This is a genomic window from Vibrio sp. ER1A, assembly GCF_000733315.1.
In the GTDB taxonomy this organism is placed as follows: Bacteria; Pseudomonadota; Gammaproteobacteria; order Enterobacterales; family Vibrionaceae; genus Vibrio; species Vibrio mediterranei.
On the sequence record NZ_JPJA01000093.1, the window covers coordinates 91852 to 110306 of the forward strand.

Annotated in this window: 14 protein-coding genes and 1 tRNA gene; 6 read left to right on the top strand and 9 right to left on the bottom strand. The window is 45.5% G+C overall.

What is annotated here, in order from left to right; genetic code table 11:
• Positions 1-97 precede the first annotated feature (97 nt).
• Together HW45_RS22140 and HW45_RS22145 are read left to right on the top strand one after the other, a co-directional pair.
• On the top strand, positions 98-1186 hold the full coding sequence (locus HW45_RS22140; RefSeq protein WP_235225522.1) for a hypothetical protein: 1089 nt from the start codon (positions 98-100) through the stop codon (positions 1184-1186).
• An 82-nt stretch (positions 1187-1268) separates the two neighbouring features.
• Entirely contained in the window at positions 1269-1781 is a 513-nt protein-coding gene (locus HW45_RS22145) for a GNAT family N-acetyltransferase (protein ID WP_051868291.1), read from the top strand.
• Positions 1782-1985: 204 nt separating this feature from the next.
• On the opposite strand, the gene HW45_RS22150 is transcribed toward HW45_RS22145, so the two are convergent.
• A tRNA-Tyr gene (locus tag HW45_RS22150) sits at positions 1986-2070 on the bottom strand.
• A 321-nt stretch (positions 2071-2391) separates the two neighbouring features.
• Between HW45_RS22150 and HW45_RS22155 the strand changes: the two genes are divergently transcribed.
• The 4 genes from HW45_RS22155 to HW45_RS28470 all read left to right on the top strand — a co-directional run bounded on the left by HW45_RS22155 (position 2392) and on the right by HW45_RS28470 (position 8355).
• Complete coding sequence (locus HW45_RS22155; protein WP_081875878.1) at positions 2392-3477, top strand: efflux RND transporter periplasmic adaptor subunit; 1086 nt, start codon at positions 2392-2394, stop codon at positions 3475-3477.
• The gene (vexH, locus tag HW45_RS22160) at positions 3477-6605 is read left to right on the top strand and encodes a vibriobactin export RND transporter permease subunit VexH (RefSeq protein WP_038229827.1); all 3129 of its coding nucleotides are present in this window, start codon (positions 3477-3479) and stop codon (positions 6603-6605) included. The genes HW45_RS22155 and vexH overlap by 1 nt, the downstream gene beginning before the upstream one ends.
• A gap of 124 nt (positions 6606-6729) precedes the next feature.
• Positions 6730-7050 carry a DUF1244 domain-containing protein gene (locus HW45_RS22165; protein WP_006071398.1) on the top strand — a complete coding sequence of 107 codons (321 nt, stop codon included), beginning with the start codon at positions 6730-6732 and terminating at the stop codon, positions 7048-7050.
• 525 nt (positions 7051-7575) lie between these two features.
• The gene (locus HW45_RS28470) at positions 7576-8355 is read left to right on the top strand and encodes a methyl-accepting chemotaxis protein (RefSeq protein WP_235225530.1); all 780 of its coding nucleotides are present in this window, start codon (positions 7576-7578) and stop codon (positions 8353-8355) included.
• A 30-nt stretch (positions 8356-8385) separates the two neighbouring features.
• Here the strand turns inward: HW45_RS28470 and HW45_RS22175 are convergent, their stop codons facing one another.
• The 8 genes from HW45_RS22175 to gabT all read right to left on the bottom strand — a co-directional run bounded on the left by HW45_RS22175 (position 8386) and on the right by gabT (position 18444).
• Positions 8386-9231, bottom strand: a complete 846-nt coding sequence (locus HW45_RS22175) for a carbon-nitrogen hydrolase family protein (protein ID WP_038229829.1) — start codon at positions 9229-9231, stop codon at positions 8386-8388.
• Entirely contained in the window at positions 9228-10223 is a 996-nt protein-coding gene (locus tag HW45_RS22180; RefSeq protein ID WP_051868295.1) for an ABC transporter ATP-binding protein, read from the bottom strand. The genes HW45_RS22175 and HW45_RS22180 overlap by 4 nt, the downstream gene beginning before the upstream one ends.
• A 20-nt stretch (positions 10224-10243) precedes the next feature.
• Positions 10244-11227: an ABC transporter ATP-binding protein gene (locus HW45_RS22185; protein ID WP_038229831.1), complete on the bottom strand. Its 984-nt coding sequence runs from the start codon at positions 11225-11227 to the stop codon at positions 10244-10246.
• A gap of 1 nt (position 11228) precedes the next feature.
• Positions 11229-12149: an ABC transporter permease gene (locus HW45_RS22190; protein WP_081875879.1), complete on the bottom strand. Its 921-nt coding sequence runs from the start codon at positions 12147-12149 to the stop codon at positions 11229-11231.
• Position 12150: 1 nt separating this feature from the next.
• Positions 12151-13170 carry an ABC transporter permease gene (locus HW45_RS22195; RefSeq protein WP_038229833.1) on the bottom strand — a complete coding sequence of 340 codons (1020 nt, stop codon included), beginning with the start codon at positions 13168-13170 and terminating at the stop codon, positions 12151-12153.
• An 81-nt stretch (positions 13171-13251) separates the two neighbouring features.
• Positions 13252-14787 carry an ABC transporter substrate-binding protein gene (locus tag HW45_RS22200; RefSeq protein ID WP_051868298.1) on the bottom strand — a complete coding sequence of 512 codons (1536 nt, stop codon included), beginning with the start codon at positions 14785-14787 and terminating at the stop codon, positions 13252-13254.
• A gap of 396 nt (positions 14788-15183) precedes the next feature.
• A complete protein-coding gene (gene pdxR, locus HW45_RS22205; RefSeq protein ID WP_038229835.1) occupies positions 15184-16977 on the bottom strand; it encodes a MocR-like pyridoxine biosynthesis transcription factor PdxR in 1794 nt (597 codons plus the stop codon).
• Positions 16978-17154: 177 nt separating this feature from the next.
• The gene (gabT, locus tag HW45_RS22210) at positions 17155-18444 is read right to left on the bottom strand and encodes a 4-aminobutyrate--2-oxoglutarate transaminase (RefSeq protein ID WP_038229837.1); all 1290 of its coding nucleotides are present in this window, start codon (positions 18442-18444) and stop codon (positions 17155-17157) included.
• Positions 18445-18455 lie beyond the last annotated feature (11 nt).

Sequence of the window (18455 nt, forward strand, 5' to 3'; positions counted from 1 at the left end):
ATATAAATTATCCATGCACCAGACATTTTCTAGATTCGCACTTGTGCTTTGCGCTTCTTTGGTGACCTCGACTTCATTGCATGCTGAAGAATCAGTGGTGCCTTTATTTGAGGCGACACCTAATCCAACAACAGACACTCTGGATGATGTGTTGAGTATATTTGGTGCAGAGCAAGAGTATGACGCTCAGCAAGGGCTTAACTCGAGCTATATTCCAGCCGTGTTCTATACCCCAGAGCAAGGCTTAGGGCTTGGTCTTTTGTATGTTGGCCTTTATGGTGAACTGTCAGAGGGGGCGGGACAACCTTCGTCTATGGTTATCAACCCATATGCTTCTAGTAACGGATCAATGGGTATTACGTTCAGTAACAAGCACTTCTACAATTCGGGTAACGACCGCATTTTCACTGACATAAAAGTATTTGATGATGCCGCCGTCTACTACGGTCGCGGCTACGAGAACGGCCAACAAGACGATAATAAGGTCAACTTTAAAGAGCAAGTCATTGATATCAAACCAACGTGGTTGACTAGAGTGAAAGGCGATTATTTCTTAGGTCTCGGCGGTAACATCAAATCGGTGCACCCTCATGAAAAGGAATTTGATAATCAGTCAGCGGACTACCTTGCTGATGAGCTAACCGATAACACCAGCTATGGTGTGTTTTTATCTAATGTTTATGACACACGTGATAATGTGACCAATGCTTCTAAGGGAACGCTACTGCAAGCGGATATCGGTTATTACCATGATTCAACCAACTCCGCAGATTTTGGTAAATATTCACTGAAAGCTTCACAGTACCATTCACTGGCACCTGTGCCAGGATTACTGGCTTGGCAAGTACAAGCGAACTTAACTTCCGGGGATGTGCCATGGAATCAACTGCCCGATCTTGGTGGTGCTGATGCTATGCGTGGTTACATACTTGGCCGCTACCGTGACAACCAGATGATGATGGGACAAGTCGAGTACCGCTTGCCAGTGTATTGGCGAGTAGGTGTCGTGTTCTGGGGTGCAGCTGGCACCGTTGCCGATGACGTTTCAGGACTTTGGGACAATACACTTGCGAGTGCTGGTACGGGTTTGCGCTTAAAGATCAAAGACAAGGTTAATGTGCGTGCTGATATCGGTTATGGTGAACATGGTGGTACCTTCTATTTCCATGTTAACGAAGTCTTCTAAACAGAATTTTTGCGTTGGTTATGTGCATTAGGGTTATGCATTTAGCGAGCGCAATCAAAAATATTAAGGGTTGATAGCTTATATGGACATATCCATATCGCTTGTTGAGCTGGAAGATTGTCACGCTTTGTTATTGTTTGAACGGCAGAACAAAGCGTGGTTTGAGCTGCATATTCCTCCAAGGGATGACGGCTTCTACAGTCAACAAGGTGTGGAAGAACATATTCGTGAACTGGTACTGTTTCATAGAGCGAAACTTTGCTACCCAATGCTCATTCGTAATAACGAAGGAGAGATTTGCGGTCGAATTAATCTCAATGTCTCTGAAGCCGACATGAGTTATGCAGAGGTGGGGTATCGAATCGGCGAGGCCTATACGGGAAAAGGTGTTGCTAGTTTTGCGTTGTCACTGCTTTTAGATTACGCAAAAAAAACTGCCGGTCTGAAAACCCTCAAAGCGCACGCATTAACGTCGAACTTGGCCTCACAAAAAGTGCTTGAGAATAATCAGTTCAAACGCATAGAAAAGATCCACGACTTTGCGGTACTTCATGAGATCAGCTCAGATGCATATTTATATCAGCGTGAGATTTAGAGTCTAAACTAAACTCGAAAATAGGTTGGCATGTAGTGGTGTCAGCAATACAAAGTGGTAATAACAAAAAAGCCGACTCAGTGAGTCGGCTTTCGTTTGTATGGTGGGGGGGGACGGATTNNCAGGGTTTTTATACTTGTTTCGCCGTTTTCCCAACGCAGCGCTTCAAGTTTGTTTAACCGTTAATAACAGCTAAACAGAATATGGTGGGGGGGGACGGATTCGAACCATCGAAGGCAGTGCCGTCAGATTTACAGTCTGATCCCTTTGGCCACTCGGGAACCCCCCCAGGAGTTTTTATACTTGTTTGATGTTTTCCCAACACATCACTCAAGTGCGGAGCGCATCATAACAAACTGCGCATAGCTGTAAACCCTTTTTTGAGGATTTTGAATTGAATGGTGCCTTTTTGGACAAAGACGCTTAAAAAGCGTGTTTTTAGTCATTATTTATTAACTAGCGCGGTGTTACATTGATTGTACGTGGATGGTTTCTAAATAGATGAGCATCAAATGTAAATAATCTCTTTAGAATACATTTACACTTCTTGACGTTACTCCTCGTATTACTCGCTACACTATCTGTAGTTTTTACACTGAAGACAAACACGATGAAAAACAAAACAATAATCGGTTTGCTGGCACTGTCTATTCTTAGTGCTTCACCAGCAACCTTCGCCAAAAGGAACGTTGGCTCCAAGGCTATCTCAGTAGTGACTGAACCTGTTGCCATCCATCAAGTTTCTCAATCTCTCTCATTAGTTGGCAAATTAGAAGCGGATCAGTCAGTTATTATCGCCTCGGAAGTCAACGGTATCGTCGATGAAATCAAAGTCACCGCTAACCAAAAGGTTGAAAAAGGTCAGCCTTTGGTCTTACTCAATGACGATAAAGCGCGAGCTGCTGTCGCTGAAGCAAAGGCTTATACCCGTGATCAAAAGCGCATCCTTGCTGAATTTGAGCGTCTAGTAGACCGCAACGCAATTACTAAAACCGAAATTGATGCTCAGAAAGCTGCGGTAGAAATTGGTAATGCACGATTAGACGCGGCTAATGCTAACCTTAACGATCTTTATATCGAAGCTCCCTTCACAGGTACAGTGGGCTTAATTGACTTTAGCCGAGGAAAACTGGTCAGTGTGGGTACTGAGCTGCTGACTTTAGATGACCTCTCGACGATGCAACTCGACCTCCAAGTTCCTGAACACTACTTACCTATGCTTGAAAAAGGCATGGATGTGACCGCCAGAACATCAGCGTGGGGGACACGTATTTTCACAGGTAAAGTGGTTGCAATCGATACCAGAGTGAACCAGGAAACCCTCAACCTTCGAGTTCGTATTCATTTTGAAAATGATGAAAACCGTTTAAAACCAGGCATGCTTGCGCAAGCTAGAATGGAATTTCCACCAATTGAAGCACCGATCATTCCAGTACAGGCTTTGGAATATTCGGGTACTAAGCGTTTTGTTTACGTCGTTGATGAAAACAACAAGGCACATCGCACGGAAGTATTCTTAGGCGCGCGCGTTGGTAACCAAGTGGTGATTGAAAAGGGTTTAGAAATCGGTCAGCGTATAGTGGTTCAAGGTATCGTAAATATGCGTGATGGTGCCTCGGTTCAAGAAGTGAAATCCGAACCGACAGCAGGTCGCACCGGTGACAAGCCAGCGGGCAATGACAAGGAAGCGAGCTAATGTTGTTATCTGATGTTTCTGTTAAACGTCCGGTAGCGGCAATCGTATTGAGCTTGCTGCTCTGCGTGTTCGGTATTGTTTCCTTTAGTAAACTCGCCGTTCGTGAAATGCCGGACATTGAAAACCCAGTTGTTTCTATCTCTACTCGTTATGAAGGGGCATCGGCTACCATCATTGAGAGTCAGATCACCTCTGTGATTGAAGACCAACTTTCTGGTATCAGTGGTATTGATGAAATAGAGTCGACCACGCGAAACAGCATGTCACGTATTACAGTGACATTTGAACTCGGCTATGACTTGAATACCGGTGTTAGTGACATTCGTGATGCCGTAGCCCGTGCGCAGCGCGCTCTTCCAGATGAGGCGGATGATCCTCTGGTGTTTAAGAACAATGGTAGTGGTGAAGCGTCGCTGTACATCAACCTTAGCTCTTCAGAGATGGACCGCACTCAGCTTACTGATTATGTGAACCGTGTTTTGGTCGACCGTTTCAGTCTTATCTCTGGCGTGAGCTCGGTGGATATTTCAGGTGGCCTGTATCAGGTAATGTACATTAAGCTCAAGCCTGCCTACATGGCTGGTCGCGGTGTGACAACGTCAGATATTACCTCGTCGCTACGCAGCGAAAACATCGAAAGTCCAGGCGGCGAAGTTCGAAACGATGCCACTGTGATGTCAGTGCGTACCGCACGCGCCTACAATACACCTGTCGATTTTGAATATTTGGTTGTTAAGCGCGCTAGTGATAATACGCCTATCTACCTAAAAGATGTCGCTGATGTTTATGTGGGCGCAGAAAACGAAAACTCGACCTTTAAGAGTGATGGCGTCGTCAACGTTAGTATGGGGATTGTGCCGCAATCGGACGCCAACCCGCTACAAGTCGCTGACTTAGTTCATAAAGAAGTAGAGCGCATGCAGCAGTTCCTTCCACAAGGAACGAGACTGGCGATTGACTACGATTCTACCGTCTTTATCGACCGCTCGATTTCAGAAGTGTATAACACGCTGTTTATTACCGGCGGTTTGGTTATCCTCGTGCTTTACATCTTTATTGGCCAAGCTCGAGCTACTTTGATTCCAGCGGTGACGGTTCCAGTGTCGCTGATCTCGTCTTTTATTGCGGCATATTTCTTTGGCTTCTCTATCAACTTAATTACCTTAATGGCACTGATCCTTTCAATCGGTCTGGTGGTCGATGATGCCATTGTGGTAGTCGAAAACATTTTCCACCATATCGAACGAGGGGAGTCACCTCTGTTAGCGGCCTATAAAGGGACGCGTGAGGTAGGGTTTGCCGTTATTGCTACTACACTAGTTTTGGTGATGGTGTTCCTGCCTATCTCATTTATGGATGGCATGATCGGGTTGCTGTTTACTGAGTTTTCGGTATTACTGGCGATGTCGGTGATCTTTTCCTCATTGATAGCATTGACGCTAACGCCGGTGTTGGGAAGCACTATTCTAAAAGCCAATGTTAAACCGAATCGCTTTACTCAGTTTGTCGACAAGGGGTTTAGAAAGCTTGAGCGCGGCTACAAAGCGGCTTTGGTTAAAGCCCTTAAATTGAGATGGATGGCACCAATTATCATAGTGGCTTGTATTGGCGGTAGTTTCCAATTGATGCAACAAGTCCCAGCCCAATTAACACCGTCAGAAGACCGTGGCGTTATTTTTGCCTTCGTTCGCGGTGCCGATGCGACCAGTTATAACCGTATGGCTGCAAATATGGACATCGTTGAGAAACGTCTTATGCCGCTATTAGGGCAAGGTTTCTTAAAGTCGTTTAGTATTCAATCGCCTGCGTTTGGCGGTAATGCGGGTGACCAAACGGGCTTTGTTATCATGATATTAGAGGATTGGAATGATCGTGATATCACGGCACAAGAATCTCTCAATGTGGTGAGAAAGTCTTTGGCGGGTATTGCCGATGTCCGTGTCTTCCCATTTATGCCGGGTTTCCGAGGTGGGTCGAGCGAACCTGTCCAGTTTGTTATTGGTGGTTCGGATTATCATGAGCTACAGACGTGGGCGGATAAACTAGAGTTGGCAGCGGAACAGTCTCCGTTTATGGAAGGGGCAAGTACCGACTATTCTGAGAAAACGCCAGAACTTGTTGTGACGATTGATCGTGAGCGTGCCGCAGAGTTAGGCATTAGTGTGTCTGATATCTCGGATACGTTAGAGATCATGCTTGGTGGTAAAAGTGAAACCACCTATGTAGAACGCGGCGAAGAGTATGATGTGTATCTGCGTGGTGATGAGAATAACTTTAATAACGCCAATGATTTAAGTCAGATCTATATGCGAACTAAGTCCGGCGAGTTGGTTACTCTGGATGCGGTGACTTCCATCGAAGAAGTGGCGTCATCAATTCGTTTGTCACACTACAACAAGCAGAAATCGATCACCATTAAGGCCAACCTATCGGACGGTTACACATTAGGTGAAGCGCTCGATTTCATGGACCAACAAGCTGTGGAAATGCTTCCTGGTGATATCTCAGTAAGCTATGCGGGTGAATCGAAAGATTTCAAAGAAAACCAGTCCAGTATCTTAGTCGTGTTTGGTTTGGCTCTGCTGGTGGCTTATCTCGTACTAGCCGCTCAGTTTGAAAGCTTCGTAAACCCTCTCGTGGTAATGTTTACTGTACCTATGGGCGTATTTGGTGGCTTCCTAGGTCTGGTAATCATGCAGCAAGGACTGAATATTTACAGCCAAATCGGCATGATCATGTTGATCGGTATGGTGACCAAAAACGGTATCTTGATTGTAGAGTTTGCTAACCAGTTACGTGATAAAGGCGTTGAATTTGAAAAAGCTATTATTGATGCTTCAGCACGACGTTTACGTCCCATCATGATGACGGCATTTACTACGCTCGCGGGGGCAATTCCGCTGATTCTGTCTACTGGAGCAGGCTATGAAAGTCGAGTCGCAGTGGGTACGGTAATCTTCTTTGGTATGGCTTTCGCTACCTTAGTGACCTTGTTTGTAATCCCAGCGATGTATCGACTTATCTCTGCTAAGACCAAAGCGCCAGGGCATGTTGAAGCCGAGCTCAATAAAGCGCTGAGTCACGATGTAAAAGCGCGAACCAGCCATGGCGAGTTAACCGACAACTAAAACCACAGAGTAAATTAAAAGCACGGTTTAAATTAGTCTCATAAAATGCTCAGTTTCGACTGGGCATTTTTTTGTTTGTTGGTTAGGATTGTTGAGTACAAAAACAATCAATAAGGAAAGTAAAGTGGCTGAATTTAAATACAAAGATCTTCCTCAAGAGCAGCAAGATAAACTGGATGCGGCGGTATTTCGTAAGCTGTTGACTCACCTTGATGAAAACAAAGATGTGCAGAACATCGATCTGATGATTCTTGCAGGATTCTGCCGTAACTGTTTTAGCAAATGGTACAAAGCAGAAGCTGAAAATGAAGGATTGGCGCTGGACATCGATGATGCCCGAGAGCGTGTTTACGGTATGACTTACGATGAGTGGAAAACCAACCACCAACCTAAAGCGACACCTGAACAGTTGGCCGCGTTTGAAGCGCGTCAAAACAAGAAATAGTCATTAGATTCTCTTCCTTTTGAGGAAGAGAATTACTTTTTTGTGATAGCCATTTAAGTCGATAAATCAAAGCGAGGTACTTACCCGTCCATACCCTAATCGGGGTATACCCACTGCCACTAATCACAACTTACTCTTTAGTCCATTTCTATTTAGCACCTCAATGCTAACGTTAATAAAGAATAACAAGAACCGCAGTGGTCATGATTTATGTTTGCATCCAAAAAACAGTTACTAAACACTCAGCAGCAGCTGCAACAGCAAAAACAACAGACGGACACTTTTGCTTGCCAGATTGAGCAATTGCAGAAAGAGCTCGCGCTTCGCGAGCAAACTATCGAGCGACTGGAGCAGCAGCTGTCTTCGCAGAAGGCTCGTTCGCGTCGATTCTTAAATAGCGTGACGACGCAACTGATCTCCACCACCGCCAATATTGAACAGGCTAATAACCAACTTATCGCTCAAAGTGATCAGTTGCAGGCTAATCTTGGCGTGTTTGAAAGCACACAGCAGCAGTTGCATGCTATGTATCAGTCGTTGGATGAAGTCTCTCAGTCAGCGGCAACGAGCAAAGAAACCGTCGCAGCTCTTCAGGTACTTACCAGCGATATCACTCAGTTTATTAGTATTATCCACCAGATATCCGAGCAAACAAATTTACTGGCGTTAAATGCTGCCATTGAAGCCGCGCGCGCTGGTGAGCATGGTCGTGGTTTTGCAGTAGTAGCTGATGAGGTGCGCTCTTTGGCGGGTAGAGCCAATGAAGCCGCCAGTGAAATTTCGGGATTGGTTGAACGCATTGAAGGCAGCACGAATCGAGCGGGAGACAATATTGAATTGGTCTCAAGCCAAGTAGCGAAAGCGTCACGAGGCGCGGCAGAGATAGTGCAAGATACCCAGTCTATTTTGTCTCTCTCATCTGATACGGTAGATGTGATTTACAAAAGCACAGTAGATATTTACGCTTCAAGCGCAATCGCACAATACACCAATATGTGGACGACTGCCCATTCTAAACTCATCGGCGCCGAATACGAACATTCGCTATTAGAGCTCAAAGAACACGAAACCATCTTTGGTCAAATAGTGGCTCATCATGATGAAACCCGTCAACTAGCAAGTGTTGGCGGGCCTTTAGAATACTTTAGCGACAAAGCTAGGTATTACCATGACTGTCTGCAAAGAGTAGCGAATAATGCGACTGATGCAGAGCTTATCACTCAACTTGATGATGGGTATCAAGACCTTGTTCATTATATTTCGCTGGCACAGGACAAGGTGAAGTCAGACTATCAGCGTGGCTGAAGCAAAGGGGACGGTGAGTCCCCTTCAGATCTATATATTAGCGGGAGGAAGTTTAAGCTCGCCTAAGGTATTGAGATAAACCGAAGGCTCTTGATACTGAGGAAACGCAATTGGGTGGTCTCTAAAACTCTTAAGTGGTTGCCCTAGGCCTAAGGTTCCTCTTTCTCTCACACGTTTTACTCGACCTACATCAAGTTCAATAGGAATGACTTGTTCGGTTTCTCCGGCTTGATAAAGCACATCGCCTTCCGGACCTACGACGATTGATTGCCCATTCCCCAGCGGCCCACAACCATTGATATCCACCATAAAACACTGGTTGGTGATGGCATTGGCTCGTGCAATACAGCATTCAATCTCACGGTCTATCGTGCCCGTCATCGTTGGGTGAATGATAACCTCAGCCCCCATACAGGCTAGCGCACGAATAGTTTCTGGAATCCACATATCATAGCAAATGGAAACGCCAAACCGTCCAACATTAGGGATGTCAAAGGTCACGAACTGGTCGCCATTTTCAACCTGTTGCTCGTATGGGAGAAAAGGGTACATTTTTTGGTAACGAGCGATAACTTGTCCCTCGGGACTAATAACCAACAAGGTGTTGCTGGTACCATTGTCATCTTGAGTGTAATAGGAACCAGAAACCAGCCAGATATTCTGTTCTTGAGCCAGCTTGATTAGTCGCTGCTCGGTTTCGCCTCCGATAGGCTCGGCATATTTGAGTGATGCGCCGTAAATAGCAAGCTCACTAAAAACCACCATATCGACCCAAGGGAATCGCTGGCAAGTGGCACGAGTCTTCTGTTCCAACGTTGCTAAGTTATCGCCCATTGGAAGGCTTAATTGCAGCCCCGCAATTGAAAAATGGCTCATATTGTCACCTTATCTTGTTGGTTTGCTGCAAAGTGCTGGTGTTCATTCAATAAAGGGTAAAAGCAAGCGCACTCATGGGGTCTTTCTTGCTCTATGCGAGGAAAGGCTTTTTGGCACTTCTCGCTCAACCTTTGACAGCGGCTTTGGAATGCACACCTATGTGGACGGTTCAACGCACTTGGTACTTCTCCCGATAAGGCTTGCAATCGATCACGTTGGGTAGGATCTAGTGACGGGATAGAGTTAAGCAAGGCTTGTGTGTACGGGTGTTGAGTGTGATGAAACACATCACCGACGGGACCTGCTTCGACAATTTCACCTAAATACATCACCAATACCCTGTCAGCGATTCGTTCGACCAATCCTAAATCATGAGTAATGAACAAATAGCTCAGACCACGTTCCTGCTTAAGTTGATTAAGTAGATTAACAATGGTGGCTTGAACAGAGACATCCAGCGCTGCCGTCGGCTCATCTAAAATAATTAATTTGGGGTCGAGCATTAAAGCGCGTGCAATCCCTATTCGTTGACGCTGCCCGCCGGAAAGCTCATGAGGCATGCGGTTTAACATGTTCTCATTAAGTCCCACTGTAGTGAGCATTTCGAGAACCTTATCCAACCGTTCTAGTTTGCTCAGCTTTGTGTGAGTGAGCAGCGGCTCTTCTAATAGCTTTTGAACTGAAAGTCGAGGGTTGAGTGTAGAGTAGGGGTTTTGGAATACGATGCTGTACTCTTTTCGTAGCTGTTTGAGCTGTCGACCTTTGAGTACGCTGATATTTTGACCGCAAAAGTGGATATGACCGCAATCAGCGTCAATAAGCTTGAGTATGGTCATAGCTATGGAGCTTTTCCCGCAACCAGACTCTCCGACCAAGGCCACGCACTCGCCTGGTTGAATGTCGAAGTTGATGTGCTGAAACGCTTGTAATGTTTGTTGCCCAACAGAGTAGGACTTGGCAAGGTCTGTGACCTTCAATAATGGCTGTACCATGATGATTCCTCCTCAATTAATTAAGCAATTTGCTTCGGCTGTTTTGGTGGTTGATGATGAAAGCACAGGACCTGATGCGCGTTATATTGTTTGGCTTCTGGCGCAGCGCTTAGACACAGATCTGTGGCAGTATGGCAACGGGAGGCAAAAGCACAACCTCGAGGTTTTGTTCTCATGTCAGGCACAGAACCAGGTATGGCGTACAATTCATGGGTTAAACCAATCGCTGGGACGGAATTAAGTAGCCCTTTGGTATAGGGATGCATAGGGTGATTGAACAGTGACTCGATAGGGCCTTGTTCAACTATGGTTCCGGCGTACATCACCGCCACGCGGTCACATAGCGATGCCACGACGGATAGGTCATGAGTAATAAACAAAATGCTGATGTTCTGTTTTTCGGCTAGTTCGCGCAGCAGCAAAATGATTTGTGCTTGAATGGTGACATCGAGTGCTGTTGTTGGCTCATCGGCGATAAGGACTTTGGGCTCACAGCTTAACGCGATGGCGATCATAATTCGTTGTAATTGGCCACCAGAAAACTGATGTGGATATTTCTTTACCGCTTGTTTTGGTTCTGGAAGGTGAACCATGTCCAGCAACCGTATTGCTTCGAGCTTGGCTTTTTTGCGACTGATTTTGCGGTGAGCAAGAATAATATCAGCCATTTGTTGTTCGATGGTGAAGTAGGGGTTTAGAGCCGTCATCGGGTTTTGGAATATCATCGCTATATCGTCACCACGAACGCGTGCCCACTCTTGTGCAGAAAGCAACTCAAGGGGTTGACCTTCAAGACAAATCGAACCATTAAGAATGGCGTTATCTGGTAGTAGTCCGAGGCAGGCGGTTGAAGTGAGGGACTTTCCGCACCCAGATTCGCCTACCAAGCCAAGGATCTCGCCACGGTTGAGTTCAAAACTGCATCCATTAACGGCATGGATAGTTGAGGAGAAGTTCTCAAATTGAATGCTAAGGTTGCGTACGGACAATAGAGAATCGGTCATACTAATCTCTCCCTTTGAATTTTGGATCAAGTGCGTCTCGTAAACCATCACCTAATAAGTTGGCAGCCAAGACCGTGACAAAAATAGCGCAGCCTGGGAATACGGCGGTCCACCAGTATTCAAGGAACAACGATTGTGCATTGCCTATCATTAATCCCCACTCAATGGTTGGAGGGACAGCGCCCAGACCTAAGAAACTTAATGCCGCTGCCCAGAGGATCACGTACCCAAAATCCATAGAAACTTGAATCAATAGAGGGGTCATGGCATTAGGAAGGAGGTGCTTAAACATGATCGTTAAATGACCGACGCCAGCAGCTTGAGCAGACAACACATATTGCTCATTACGCACGCTAATCACCGCTGCACGCAGTATCCTTGAATACCACGGGAACCATGATAGGGCGATGGCAAACATCACATTCAATAGCCCTGGACCAAGTATCGCTATCATACAGATAGGTAAGAGCATGGGAGGAAAGGCGAGAAACACATCGGAGATTCGCATTAAGCAGCCATCAACTTTACCACCAACATAGCCTGCGACCAGACCAATGGGTAAGCCAATCACAAGCGCTAATATCACCGTAATAATACCGACGGATAGAGAGGTTCGGGCACCATAAAGAATTTGGGAGAAGATGTCTCTTCCTAAGTTATCCGTGCCAAACCAATGAAGCGCGTTAGGCGATTGCAGCTTGTGGGCAAAATTCATTTTTGCAGGGTCATAAGGCGCTAGCCAAGGTGCAAAGACCGCCATGACAATCAGAGAAATAAAAATAAACGCGCCAATGTAAAGTAGCGGATTGTTTTTAGCGTTGTACCAAAACTTACGAACGCGAGTCTGCCACAGATGCTGTGCGACAGGCTCTGAATTTGCGGTTAACGCAATACTTGCAACGTGTGCGGATGATTTACTCATATTACACCTCAGGAGACAGTCTTGGGTCGACGGTGAAGTACAGTAGGTCGATGACGAAATTCACCAGTAAATAACTCGATGACAGGATCAAGGTGACCCCCATAACAGCAGGAAAGTCGTTAGTGATGACAGATTCGACAACGTAGCGACCTATACCGGGCCAATCAAAGATGGACTCTACAATCACACTGTTGCCCAACATAAATCCATAGGTCAGGCCAATAACAGTCAACAACGGGACGAGTGTTGCTTTTAACGCATAGAAGAAATAAATCTTGGAGTGACTCAATCCAAACGCATGACCAGTGCGAATGTAATCTTGGCTCAACACCTCCACCATTAAGTTGCGTGTAGTTCGAACAAAAATGGCAAACGTGGCGAGGCTAAGGGTGAGCACGGGCAAGGCTAAATGCTGGACCGCACTTTTAAAGGCAACCCAATCCCCAGCCAGTAAAGTATCTACCGTGAACAGCCCTGTAACTGCAGTAAACTGCGCATCGATTAGAATATGAGAATCAATTCTTCCTTGCAGCGGAAACCAGTTTAAGACGCCATAAAACAGCATTTGTAGCAAGATGGCGAGAAAGAAGGATGGAATCGCGATACCAACAATAGACACGCCACGCGCCATTTGGTCGACTGGCGTTTTATTTCGAATCGCTGCCCATACACCAAGTGGGATACCAGTACATAATGAAATACCAATAGCAATGGTGACCAGTTCAATGGTCGCCATCATATGCTTAATAATTTCGGATTTAACTTCTTGGCCGGTACGTAAGCTCTTGCCGAAATCGCCTGTGGCGGCTTGGGAAATATAGGACACAAATTGGTGCCATAACGGTTTATCCAGCCCTAACTCTTGTTTGGCGATAGCGATTTGTTCCGCTGTGGGTTTGGCTCCGAGCATCATTTCCACTGGAGACGAAGGTAGCACTCTGGTTAAAAAGAAGGTAATAACCAAAATGCCGACCATGATGCCAACTAGCGTTAACGAGCGTCTAAAAATGTAATTTCTCATAACTACTTACCACTGTGTCTTCAATGACGTTGAGAAAGAAGTACCGTGCTCGGTACTTCTTTCTGAGCTCCTGCTCGTTGATTATTTTGAGAGTTGATAGAAGAACGTGGCCGCGTAGGCTGGGTTTGGCGTGACGCCCTCAATCTCTTTGTGATGAATGATGCGGCCTTTCAAGTCGGCGTAGAAGATAGCGACGGCATCATCAATGAGCACTTGTTGTGCCTGCTGGTAATAGCTAGAAGCCTGAGCTTTATTCGTTGGCTCGGCGGCTACACCCTTGTCCACAAGAGAGTCGTAGTTGGCGTTAGAATAGTGAGACAAGTTAAACGACGGTGATTCTTCGGTTTTGAACAGACCAATCAACCAATCTGAAGGTGTCGCGTAAGTTGGCCACCATGTCATAGACTGAAGGTTCGGTGCGGTTTTTAGATTCTTCGCATCGTTCCAGATCTTACCCCAAGGGCCCGGCTTTAGATTCAGCGTCACACCAATCTGGCGTAGATTCTCTTGATACATTAGCAGGGCATTTTTATAGGCTTCTGAAGAGTTGATATAGGCAGCATCCAGAACCCAGTCTTTTTTCGGAATGCCAGATTGTTCCAATAATGCTTTGGCTTGCTTAAGGTCGAAGGCTGGGCTTTCCTGACCTTCGATAGCACCCCACATGGTACCGGGAACAATACCGCTAGGAATGGTTGCTCCTCCTGCGTAGATGTATTCAACCACAGATTGATAGTCCCAAGCATGAAGTAATGCTTTACGGAACTCTAGGTTATCCGTTGGGTATTTTTGAGTATTGATTAAGAACTGTGAGTTCTTCCATGAGGGAGTGTCAATTACTTTAACATCTGGATGCTTTGCGAGTGATTCCACTAGGTCAGCAGAAGGTAAGCTGATAAAGTCGGCATCACCTGCTTTGATCATCTGTACTTGCGTCGCTGGGTTTGAAACGTATTTTAGCACCACACGATCGAGTTGCTCGTCTTGCCAACCACCCCAGTACTGCTCGTTCTGCTCTAGAATGACTTGTTGACCCTTTTCCCACTGAGTCACTTGGTAAGGGCCAGTTCCTGCTGCATTACCCTGATTAAACCATTCTGTGCCTTTGTCTGCAGCAGCGGGTGAGTAGATATAAGCGCCATACTGTGACGAAGCGATAAGATCGATAGGCGATGGTTTCTCTGTTTTGATGACTAAGGTATTGGCATCGGGTGTGGAAATATCCATTTTAGGCCAAATATAGTAAGCCCCTTTTTTCATAGAAACCGTACGTTCGATAGAAGATTTGGCTGCTTGAGAATTAAAGGGTGTCCCGTCATGAAACTGCACACCTTCTCTCAGTTGGAACGTCCAAGTTAAACCGTCTTCACTTACGTTCCAGCTTTTTGCTAGTGCCGGACTGAAGGTTTCTTTTGAACCCGGAGGGTTATACCAGACCAATGGTTCGTAAACGTTGCTAAGCATGATGACTTCGGTAGAAAAGGCAATGGCAGGATCCCAATCTTTTATATCGGTATATGTAGCAAATGTTGCGGTGTTTAGCGCAGAGGCATGAGTAAAGCCAGTAGCGAGCGTCAGTAGCGCAACAGCAGTCAATTTATGTTTGCGTAGTAACATAATGCTTCCTTGTAATCATTTGACCAGAGTAAGGCCTTGTTTATTTACTTCCTGTTCAAGACATTTAAAAAATAGCGCTCAGGTTAACTATCGAGTAGTACCAGTTGTCGTTATCGTTGGATCCAGTTTTGTTAATAAATATGTTCAACGAATTGGCTTATATAAAACAGAATTATCTTGGTGAGTTACACTCGCTGTTTTGTTATTTTTGTAGTTACTTATGCTGAATTATGTGAAATATCGGTTGATATTCTTGGTTTTAAGTTCTAGGTAGCGATATATATAAGATACTGAGCGGTAAAATAATTTGCTATAGAATGTTGGGTAAGACCTTTCTTTAATAGATATGAAATCCAGTTAACAAATATGTGACATTTATCTCAGCGATCATTTTACTCAATGGGATGGTATTGATGCTTTTGGTAATAGAGTCCCTTTCGATACCAAAAGACCATTTTCGTCAAACCGATACAAGGTATTGTTATGGCGAATCAACTTCTGTCTTCGTACGTCGGAAAATTGCCATTTCTTCCACTGAATGCACAAGGTGTCTTCTTCTAACCACCAATACCCCTCATCCTCATCATTTGGGCGGTTGGACATACCGTGCATTCGACCATCTTGCTGGAAAGTCACTTTATAAGGAATGTTAAAGCAGTCAGTCGTGCAGATGATGTAATCATCGACCACCTCCCTGACTTCATCAGCCTTAAGTCGTTGTCCTTTTACTGTTTCTAAGGAGTCATCGGGCATAATGTGTTGAGCAAGCAGCGCTAGGCGTTTTATGCCTTCCCTAATATCGCTTTCGTCGATGGAGTTGAAACTCAGCCGAATACCATTTCTCTTGGCGTTAGCAAAATAGTACTTCTCTCCAGAATTGATCAAAATCCCGTGTTGCTGCGCCACGTTAGCCAGCCGGTTTGCGTCAAAACCGGGTTTGTAGTCGATCCAGAATGCGGTACCAGATAATGCTGAGGCTACCCCTGATTGCGGAAAGTAGAAATTAAGCGCCTTTTCCATGGTAAGCCATTTACTGCGATAGCGAGTCAGCAGTCGATGTATTAATGAATCGTAGTAGCCTAATTTAAGAAACAGAGCTAGGGTCTGACAGTTGTTTTTAGGCGGGCAAGTATGGTTGCGCTGTTGAAGCCGTTTAGCCAGCTCAATGAACTGAGGTGCGGCAACGATAAAGCCAAGTCGCAGACCTGGAGCGATAGTAGAAGAAAAGCTCGAGAGGTAAATAATACGCTCACTATGAATTTCGCTTTTTAGTGCTGGAATGTCTTCATCAATAAAGTTGGTTTCATGCTCAAAGTCGTCTTCGATCACCAGAAAGTCGTGTTCCTCAGCAGCTTGAAGCAGAGCTTGTCTTCTGTGTTTTGACATTCGCACTGTGGTAGGGAACTGATTGCTCGGGGTGACATAAACCAAATCGCATGAGTGCAATGACTCATTAATTACTGCTCCCTGTTCGTCGATATCAATTGGGACGATACGATCTGTTTTTGCACTTAGTTGATTTACTGCTTCTGGGTATCCCGGATTTTCGATACCAACCGTTGTACTTTGGTCGGTCAACAAGCGGCTAATCAAGTTTAAACTGTGCTGAGTTCCCATGGTAACCATTATTTGATTATGCTGTGCAAAGATTCCTCGTCGAGGCAGGACACGAGTGCGAATTTGCTTAATCAGTTCATCGTAGTTCTCAAACTCGGAAGTCCAGCGTTTGCTGTTGATTTTGTTCAACGATTGAATGGCGCATTTACGCCATTCAGCCACGGGAAAGGTGGTCTCATCGACCATTCCATGAATAAAGCGATAAGGATACTCACTCAGCTCTTGAGGAGAGGGCGGTGAATCAAGAGTGGTGAGCTTGACGTATTTGTTCCATGGCAGTGTCTGCTGTTGGTCGCGTGTAGTAAGAGGCTTAGGCTTAATATTTAGTTCGGGGTTTATGTAGTAACCCTTACGCTCTCGCGAAACAAAAAAACCCTCAGCATTAAGCTGTTCATACACTCGAAGGACGGTGTTGCGAGATACTTTGAGGCTGGTGGCCAGCTTTCGAGAAGAGGTGATAGGCACCGATCTATCCAGAAAGCCGCTGGTGATCGCATGCGTAATACCGGTTTTGATTTGGTCTTGCAGTGACAGGGATAAATTGGGGTCGATTTGAATGTACTTCTCTAACACTGCTTACCTCAACGATTGATTATCTTATCAACAGTATTGGTTAACAAAATGTTATTTTCCGAGACCAAGATCGCGCGTTGTATTGGAATCTGATTCACAACTGTAAATACGTGACTCAGATTCCAAATGTAGATTTAATTCATATGGTTAGTTGGTTGGTGAATAAATGCAGTAAAACTACAGCGTCAAGTTTTGATTAGTGATTTTTGTAAGGCATTTGTAAACCGTTGTGAGTCCTTTTTCAATGTCGTCCCTTTCAATGGTCAGGGGCGGTAGAAAACGGATGACATTACTTTTAACTCCACAAGATAAAATGATCACTCCTTGCTGCACACAAGCCGTCACTAATTGCTTAGTAATGTGTGCAAGTGGTTCTCCAGTTCTCGGATTGTCGAGCTCTATCGCAATCATGGCGCCGACTTGTCGCACTTCGCTAATACAAGGTAACTCCCTGCGCATAGCGTTGAGTTTGTCATTAAACTGTTGTCCGATTTCGACCGCGCGATGACATAATTGTTCCTGCTCTATGATGTCTAAAACACTGAGAGCAGCAGTGCAAGCTAATGGAGATCCCGCATAGGTACCACCTAAGCCACCGGGCATAGCGCTGTCCATGATTTCGGCTTTGCCAACCACCGCTGAGATAGGAAAACCGCCCGCGATGCCTTTAGCCATAGTCGTGATATCCGGTACCAAGTCAGTGTGACTGGAAGCAAACATCGCCCCTGTACGAGCGAAGCCGGTTTGGATCTCATCGCAGATGAGTACGATACCGTGTCGGTCACACAAGACTCGTATTGCATCTGTCCAAGCTTTTGGTGCGGCGTAAAATCCACCTTCTCCCTGAATGGGTTCAAAAATAATAGCCGCGACACGTGAAGGCTCGATATCAGTAGTCAGTAGGTCATTGAGCGCCTCGAGGCTTTGCTCAACGGTAACGCCATGAAGTGCGTTGGGAAATGGTGCATGGTAGATGTCGTTAGGAAATGGACCAAAACCAGCTTTGTAGGGGGTTACTTTTCCTGTCAGCCCCATACACATATTGGTTCTGCCATGGAAGCCGCCTTTAAAAGCAATAACTCCGCTGCGTTTAGTGTGGGCGCGAGCAACCTTAATTGCATTTTCAACCGCCTCTGCGCCGGTGGTTAAGAACACCGATTTTTTATCGAAATCTCCAGGGGCTAGTTGGGTGAGCTTTTCAGCCAATGTGACAAAACTAGTGTAGGGCGTCACCATAGCGCAGGTGTGGCTGAATTGTTGTAGCTGTTCAGTGACGGCAGCGACAATTTTCGGATGTGAGTGACCTGTATTAGTTACTGCTATGCCAGAAGCAAAATCTATGTACTGGTTGCCTTCAATATCCGTTAACGTGGCGTTGTTGGCTCGCTCAATATAGATAGGGGCAAGGTTACCCATACCCTGTGCAATAACGGCGTCTTTTCTTGTTTGCCAGTCTAAATTGCTCATATTCTTTCCTT